General features: G+C 37.9%; 8 protein-coding genes and 1 pseudogene. All 9 read right to left on the bottom strand.

The genetic code is table 11. The features are described from left to right. Positions 1-46: 46 nt before the first annotated feature. The gene (locus JCM21531_RS16240) at positions 47-553 is read right to left on the bottom strand and encodes a hypothetical protein (protein WP_038291396.1); all 507 of its coding nucleotides are present in this window, start codon (positions 551-553) and stop codon (positions 47-49) included. Further along, a complete protein-coding gene (locus tag JCM21531_RS23120) occupies positions 553-1,371 on the bottom strand; it encodes a hypothetical protein (RefSeq protein ID WP_243467860.1) in 819 nt (272 codons plus the stop codon). The genes JCM21531_RS16240 and JCM21531_RS23120 overlap by 1 nt, the downstream gene beginning before the upstream one ends. Next, positions 1,352-2,470 carry a DUF58 domain-containing protein gene (locus JCM21531_RS16230; protein WP_054847157.1) on the bottom strand — a complete coding sequence of 373 codons (1,119 nt, stop codon included), beginning with the start codon at positions 2,468-2,470 and terminating at the stop codon, positions 1,352-1,354. Before JCM21531_RS16230 ends, JCM21531_RS23120 begins: the two co-directional genes overlap by 20 nt. A 7-nt stretch (positions 2,471-2,477) precedes the next feature. Continuing rightward, positions 2,478-3,435 (bottom strand): annotated as a pseudogene (locus JCM21531_RS16225) (AAA family ATPase). A gap of 135 nt (positions 3,436-3,570) precedes the next feature. Then, positions 3,571-4,236, bottom strand: coding sequence for a hypothetical protein (locus JCM21531_RS23115; protein ID WP_243467859.1), 666 nt, complete (start codon positions 4,234-4,236; stop codon positions 3,571-3,573). After that, positions 4,170-4,766, bottom strand: a complete 597-nt coding sequence (locus JCM21531_RS23110; protein ID WP_038291394.1) for an ABC transporter substrate-binding protein — start codon at positions 4,764-4,766, stop codon at positions 4,170-4,172. Before JCM21531_RS23110 ends, JCM21531_RS23115 begins: the two co-directional genes overlap by 67 nt. Positions 4,767-5,215: 449 nt before the next feature. Beyond that, the gene (locus JCM21531_RS23105; RefSeq protein WP_243467858.1) at positions 5,216-5,467 is read right to left on the bottom strand and encodes a DUF4097 family beta strand repeat-containing protein; all 252 of its coding nucleotides are present in this window, start codon (positions 5,465-5,467) and stop codon (positions 5,216-5,218) included. 104 nt (positions 5,468-5,571) lie between these two features. Next, positions 5,572-6,417, bottom strand: a complete 846-nt coding sequence (locus JCM21531_RS16210; protein WP_243467857.1) for an SHOCT-like domain-containing protein — start codon at positions 6,415-6,417, stop codon at positions 5,572-5,574. A 132-nt stretch (positions 6,418-6,549) separates the two neighbouring features. Then, complete coding sequence (locus JCM21531_RS16205; protein WP_038291393.1) at positions 6,550-6,918, bottom strand: DUF2089 domain-containing protein; 369 nt, start codon at positions 6,916-6,918, stop codon at positions 6,550-6,552. Between the last annotated feature and the right edge of the window lie 99 nt (positions 6,919-7,017).

The raw sequence follows: 7,017 nt of genomic DNA, 5'->3' as shown, positions 1-7,017 counted from the left end.
TATTTAAGTCAATAACTTATTAATCCAACGGCTTATGAACCTAAAATTATTTTTTTCTTATCTTACTTTTCCTTATCTTAAATACTTTCTGCTTGTTTATCAGCTTCTGAGAATACAGGGCCTCCTCTACTTTCCTTACATCCTCATCCTCAATGCCGCCATTCCCATATCTTGCCTTGCTGTATAACTTCCCAATCCCGCTTGCTTCACAAAGTCCCTGCCGTCTCCATGTGTCAATATCCCTTACAGTCTCCAATGGCGTTAGATATTTCTTGAATAAATATCCGGAAGCCATGGCATCAATCAACAATTTTCTGTATATATATCGCACCTTTTCTTTATTGTCTTTTAAGCTCTCCCAATCGGGCTCCTCTTCAAACAGCTTTGATACCCGTTCATTAACCTTCTTTATAAAGCTGTCCTTGATGCTGCCGAAGGTTATGAGACTTTCTTCTTCATCCGTAAATCCCACATTCCACTTTTTTCTGAGCCATGCTCCAAGCACCGAGCCTGCAAGCTTTATGACCGACACAAGCAGAAAGATTAGAAGCATCAAAAAGCGATACATATAATAGTAATAACAATTATGTTGAATATTTTAGGGAAATGAACTGCCGGGGATGTATCCTCCGGAAGTCCATCAAAATTTCTTCGTATTATTCCAGCCAAAAATCCTCCGTCTGTCAGAATTTGCAGCCTTCCCGGCAGTTTCAGCAATGAACCTGCAGCCCACAGGGATACATGTTTGAGCTTTGAGATACCCGAAAGAGCGAAAATTATTGAAAAAATCACAGATATTGCGATTCGATTGTGACGGATGACGGAAACAGAAATAAACTTTTTATTGGTTGAATAGACCATAGACTTAATAAGAAGAGTATTGGCATGAAAGATATAAACTGCGACAATGACAACTCCCATCCACGATACGAGAGGCACGTACGGTTCAAGCTTATGCACAAAATTAAATACAAAATACGCAATAAAATATATCCAAAATCCATACCAGTAAGCTGTCTCAGGGAAAACTTTATTTAGCGGCAGTTTTGTATATAGTATTCCGCGGTACAATACAAGCAGGTAAATTGCGTAAATTATAATTAGCTTGAAATTTATCCCCGCAAATGCATATGCCGCCACACCGGATATAAATAGACCCGAAAGCACACACAAAAGCTTTTTGCCATTCCTTAGAAAGTAGCCTTCAATAATTCCCACAAGATAAGACACCAACAAGCTTCCAATCCAAAACCACACATAAAAATCCGGCAACAGCAGTATACCTATTGCAAATACAACAGGAAAGAACAAAAGTAACTCCAAAGCTCCCTGTGCCCATTTTTTTAATATGTCAGACAACCTGTTTCCCATAGCTATCAACATCCTTATCCCTAGAAGATTCGGGAGAAAGCCTTATTATTTCAACAGAATTACCCATGCTTTTCAGCCGGGCAATTTTACTCATAATGTCTTCATCCACATGACAGGTGATAAAAAGATAATCCCTGTTTGTAACGCCTGAAAATATGTCCTCCTCCACAAAAGTACTAAAAGCCTTACTCTGGGCAACAACCATTCTTGCCATAACCTCAAGTAAAAGCTTGAGCTGCTCCGAACCCACTCCCGGAGCGACCCGAACTACCTGCTTTGGATGTTCAACGGTGTACCCGTTTGAGCCAAAGCCCGTCTCAATTCCTTTTGACAAAGCATAATGAGCAATAGATGCAGCATAGGTAATTCCCTTTTCAATAATGTCCCGGTTTACCACATATCCAAGCACATTTTCACTGTCATCCACATTCAAATAAATCATCAGGCTTGGAGAGGAAGTATGTTCCAGTTTGTGAACCATTATTTCCCCAGAACGTGCAGTTGCGTTCCAGTTTATTTGATTCAACGGGTCTCCGCAGTTGTAATCCCTTACCCCGGAAATCATAAAGGGGTCTTCCACAATCCAACGCCTTACAGCTATTTCGCCAAGCCAATTATGTACAGGGAACGGAATCTCCTCTACACGTATTATTTCGGGATAAACCAAGAGATTTGCCGAAAGCTCTATATCTTTGCAAGTTTCCTCCATTCCCAAAACATCACCGCAGGTAATTACCGCAGAATTTAAAGAGTAAAATCCCCTCTTTGCACATTTTATCCTGTGCCTTCTCGTTATCTTTTTGTAAGAGCCCATGCTGAAAAAACTCTTATGATACTCCCCGTATTTTATATCAAGGTCCTCCTGGCTTTGGAACTTAAGCCCCGGGTCAATCCTTGACTCAAGGCGCAGCCATGGCACCGGAAGCAGCTTTTTATTTGAGATGCATTCGACCATATGAATTTCATCTCCTACAAAAGCCGTCTCATCGGAAAAATATCTCTCATATTCAATATTGTGAAGGCCATACTTTATATAAACCTTACGCTGAATATAAAGCACAATGACTGTTACAATAATAAACCAATGTATTCCCAACATCACGCCTTCATCCCTTATGCAAATTCTCTTCCGACGGAACAACCGCCTCATTTAGAATTTGATCAATAATTATTTCCGCCTGCCCCTTTGCCATGATTGCATTTTTCAATACCAAGCGATGGCACAATACCGGTTTTGCCATGGCCTTAACATCATCAGGCTCAACGTAACCCCGTCCCTTTAATATGGCATATACCTGTACCGCTTTGAGCAAAGCCTGGCTTCCACGGGACTTACTCCGATTATGACATCCTTGTGATTTCTCGTCTTTTCCGCTATATCCACAATATATTTTAAAATGTCGTCACTTACATATACCTTTGAATAACTTTTTTGGGCATCAATTATTTCCTTTTCCGAAGCCACCGGTTCTATTTTGTCTAAAGGATTTTCCTCTTTAAATCTCTTTAATATTTCCACACTCTCTTGTGTCTTTGGGTATCCCATTCGGATTTTTATAAGGAAACGGTCAAGCTGTGCCTCGGGAAGCGGAAATGTACCTGTATATCAATGGGGTTTTGAGTAGCAACAACCATAAACGGACGTTTTAGCATCCTTGTCTCACCGTCTACGGTAACCTGCCGCTCTTCCATACATTCAAGAAGGCTTGACTGAGTCCTTGGAGTAGCTCGATTTATCTCGTCTGCAAGTAGGATATTTGAAAAGATTGGTCCCGGTCTAAACTCAAATCTGCTTTCCTTTTGATTAAAGAAGTTTATACCGCTTAAGTCCGATGGCAGAAGGTCTGGCGTGAATTGAATTCTCTTAAACGAAGTGTCCAGCGATTTTGCCATTGCTTTTGCAATCAGCGTTTTGCCCGTCCCCGGAACATCTTCCAGCAGCACATGTCCGGATGAAATCAATGCAATCTGCAAAAGATCAATTATTTCATCCTTCCCGACAATAACCTTTCGGATATTTTCTTTAACTCTTTGCATCAAATCTTTAATCTGATTTAATTCCATTTTAACTACTTTCTCCTCTAACACCAAATTTAAATTATCTATCTCTTTCTAATATAATCTTATCATACAATTCTCAATAAATGATTTCAAAATGTTTAAAATTAGTATTTACATAAAAGCATTTTAAGGTTAATATTACTCATTTGAAAACAGAGTTACCTTTTGCTGTACCAACTTTGCCGCCTCTATAGCAGATTTATTGCCTTTTTTATATTCGTTAAAACCTTCAATCATAAAATCAATTATTTGCTCGTCAACCAGTACACATTCCGTTACTCCGTTTATTATTGAGTTATATTGTTCCACAACTGATTCAGCTAACGGTACAGTATCCATAGTCTCGCTGATAGCCACTCCAACAGTAAGCGTTGTCTTTCCATCTTCTCCCGAAAACTTCTCAATAAGTTCTCTCATAGTTTCATTATTAACCGGTATTCCCATAATATCGCGAAATTGCTTAGAACCCTGAATTTCTTTTGACAAAAAGATTTTCAATACTTCATATGCAATTGCTTTATTCTTGCTGTTTTTGTTTATTGCTACGATATCTGTGGGATGCGCCATCACCCTGTTAGATTCCCTAAATGTCGGAAGTCTAGAAATTCTTATGCTGCTAGCGTTAAAGTAGTGATTTATATGTGAATTGCGATACCATAATTCCCAAGGAATTATCGGATATTCAGTACTGCTTATCAGCGAAATTTTCCCGTGCTTTAATGCTTCAAACTCCAGCCCTATATACTCTTTAATAAGTTCTTTATCACAAACACCCGCTTTTTCAATACGGCCAACTGTTTCCAAAAATCTACGAACTCTTCACTGTCAAAGCTTGCCTGTTTTCTCTTGTAATCAACAAATTCTCTCCAGTTTGCATACATAATGTTTCTGATAAATCCATCTCCATAGCCAAAGAGGTAATTCTCAGGATTTTTCTCTTTAAACTGAACTGCAAAATCAGCCATATCTTTGAGAGTCCAGTTTGCCATTTCATTTTCTATATTATTTTTCTCAAGAATAGAATTGGCCGTCCAAAGAATCGGTACATCATAGGCCACAGGAATAAAGTATCTTTTGCCATTTATGACTCCGCTGTTTAAAATATTTTCATTATACTCTGACAGATTTAAATCTTTGTCCTTTGATATGTAAGGCTCCAAGTCGCAGAAAACTCCTGATTCCGCCATCTTTCTCAAAGTTTCAATCGTAGTCGAATTTTTTTTAGTGGAAGGACTCAAAACAATAACGTCCGGACCCTTCCCCGCCATTAATTCAGTTAAAAGCCTGCTTTTAAATTCTTCTCCACTATTAAGCGAAACTACTTCAAATTCCACATCCGGATATTTGCTTTTTACTATATTTCTTACTTCTGTCTGACAGAATCGCCAGGTGTTGCGTACATCACTATTTTGCCACCTATAACATCTTGTGTTTCATCCGGTGGTTTCTCTGAGCAAGACGTTGACAACAATATGCAAAAAATAATCAAGCTTAACACAACTATTTGAATTTTTTTCATACTTTTCCCCCTGATTATCCGTTGCAAAAAATTCAAAATATATTTCCTATATCTCTTCTATAATAATATTTTATCATGCAATCTGCAATAAATGGTTACAAAATAGTTAAAATCAGTATTTACATAAAAACATTTTATCATTGGCGAATTCCCATTCGAGATACAATGCTGAAAATAGGAAAGCAAAAAACATGGGAGGAATCCAAATTCGGACTTCTCCCATGCTATGAACTTCATATCTTATGTTAATACATATTTTAGAACTTATTTCACTATCTCAATATTTCCGCTAGTAGTTTCAGCAACAATGTTTACCTTGTTTGCATATTCATCATATCCGTCGCTGTCTGCCTCCACAAAATTTGAGCTCATTTGCTTGCTCATGTTGCGGTAGGTCATTTCCGGAATAAGGAGGTTAATTTCCGCATTGGTAGTCTGAGCCTTGACTCTGTATCCTCTCTTTTCCATATCGTTCATATTAACTTTAATGCCTGCAGACGATGTTTTCAAATTCATATTTATGTTCGGGTCGTCATTGTGGTTATGGACATTTTCAATAAATATTCTTCCGTTTTTCGTAACGGCATTGAGATTGGTAGTCTTTAACTGCTTAATCTCTATTACGGAATTGATGCATCAACATTAATGTCCTTGCCAATAATATAACCAAAATTAATTCGTCCGTTTTTGGTGGAAACATTAATTTTATCGCCGGTAACACCCATCAAATCAACATTGCTGTTGCTGGTAACCGCCTCGAAATTCTCAGACGTTGAGTCCTCCACATACACTTTGCCGTTTTTGGTAACCAGATTGATGTTTTTAAACTTCACTGACGGGAGGAATATCTCATGGGATACGCTGATGTTACCTATTTTATTGCACTTTAAAGACACCTTGTTCTCTTCCTGGCTAAAGTCAAGAATTTCATCTGCATTATCAACAGGGCTTTTTACTGTGCTTCTTATGATAACTTTGTTCTCCATATGCTTTTTCACAAGAATGTGCCCGTTAATTGCTTCTACATTAAGCTCCGTGTCTTCATTTACGTCAGCTGTCTCAAAAACCCTGTTTGTCGCCTTGTACTTGCCAAACACATTAAAAGAATTGGTTTCCACAAAACTGCTTACGAAATCTACAAGTTTGTCAGCCACGCCTATAGTTGTATAAGCAAGGTTTTTACCCAACTTTTCCACCTTAGTGCTAAATTCGTCCACTGCCCTTTCAAAATCCTTCTGGCTGTAATTCTTTTTGAACTCATTTTTCCATTCATTCAATCTATCTTTTACTTTGGACACCTCATCGGCAAAATTAGCTCTCTTTTGTTGGGTCTTAAAACCACTGTAGCTGCCGGCTGCTCCCTTATTAGGATCAACAGCTTCTAAAAGTCTTGCCGCTTCCTCGCTTGAAATTTTTCCTTCTTCCAACATCTTAAGTATAAACATTTTTTCTTCGCTAATTGACATAATATATACCGCCTCCTTTTCCTTATAAGCTGATATTTACAGCTTACAAACATTCATTTTCATCATTCTATCCAAACCTTACATTTGTCCGACAAACTTTAAACCAATCTATATGTTAAATTTTCTATGCTGTCAGCCTTTTAGCAAATCCAATGCTTCATCAACAGATATTTCACCCTCATATAATTTATCAAGGATTTCCTTTCTATTTGATTCTTCAACAGGCTCTTCTTCCGATTGATGACCTAATGCATTTGCTACGTCTTCAAGTTTATTTTTAACCGTGGGATATGAAACTCCCAGTTCCTTCTCTACTTCTTTGATGTTTCCTCTGCATTTAATAAACACATCTACGAACAACTTCTGCTCCGGTGTCAGTCTGCAAAACTTGCACAAATCAAAACGCCCTTCTATCGTCGTGTTGCATTTATCGCAGGTAATTCTTGTTATTGTCGTATCGTTGTTGCAAACCGGGCATTTTCCTAGTGCTTCCCTACCCATATAATCACTCCTTATTTTATTGATGTGAAACCTGTTTGCTTTATCACTAAATTACCACCGTATATTTATTATATTAATACATATATTTAGTATTGTCAA

It is taken from the genome of Acetivibrio straminisolvens JCM 21531, assembly GCF_000521465.1.
In the GTDB taxonomy this organism is placed as follows: Bacteria; Bacillota; Clostridia; order Acetivibrionales; family Acetivibrionaceae; genus Hungateiclostridium; species Hungateiclostridium straminisolvens.
The sequence above is the reverse complement of the archived record's forward strand: the minus strand, read 5'-3'. Positions and strand labels throughout refer to the sequence as shown.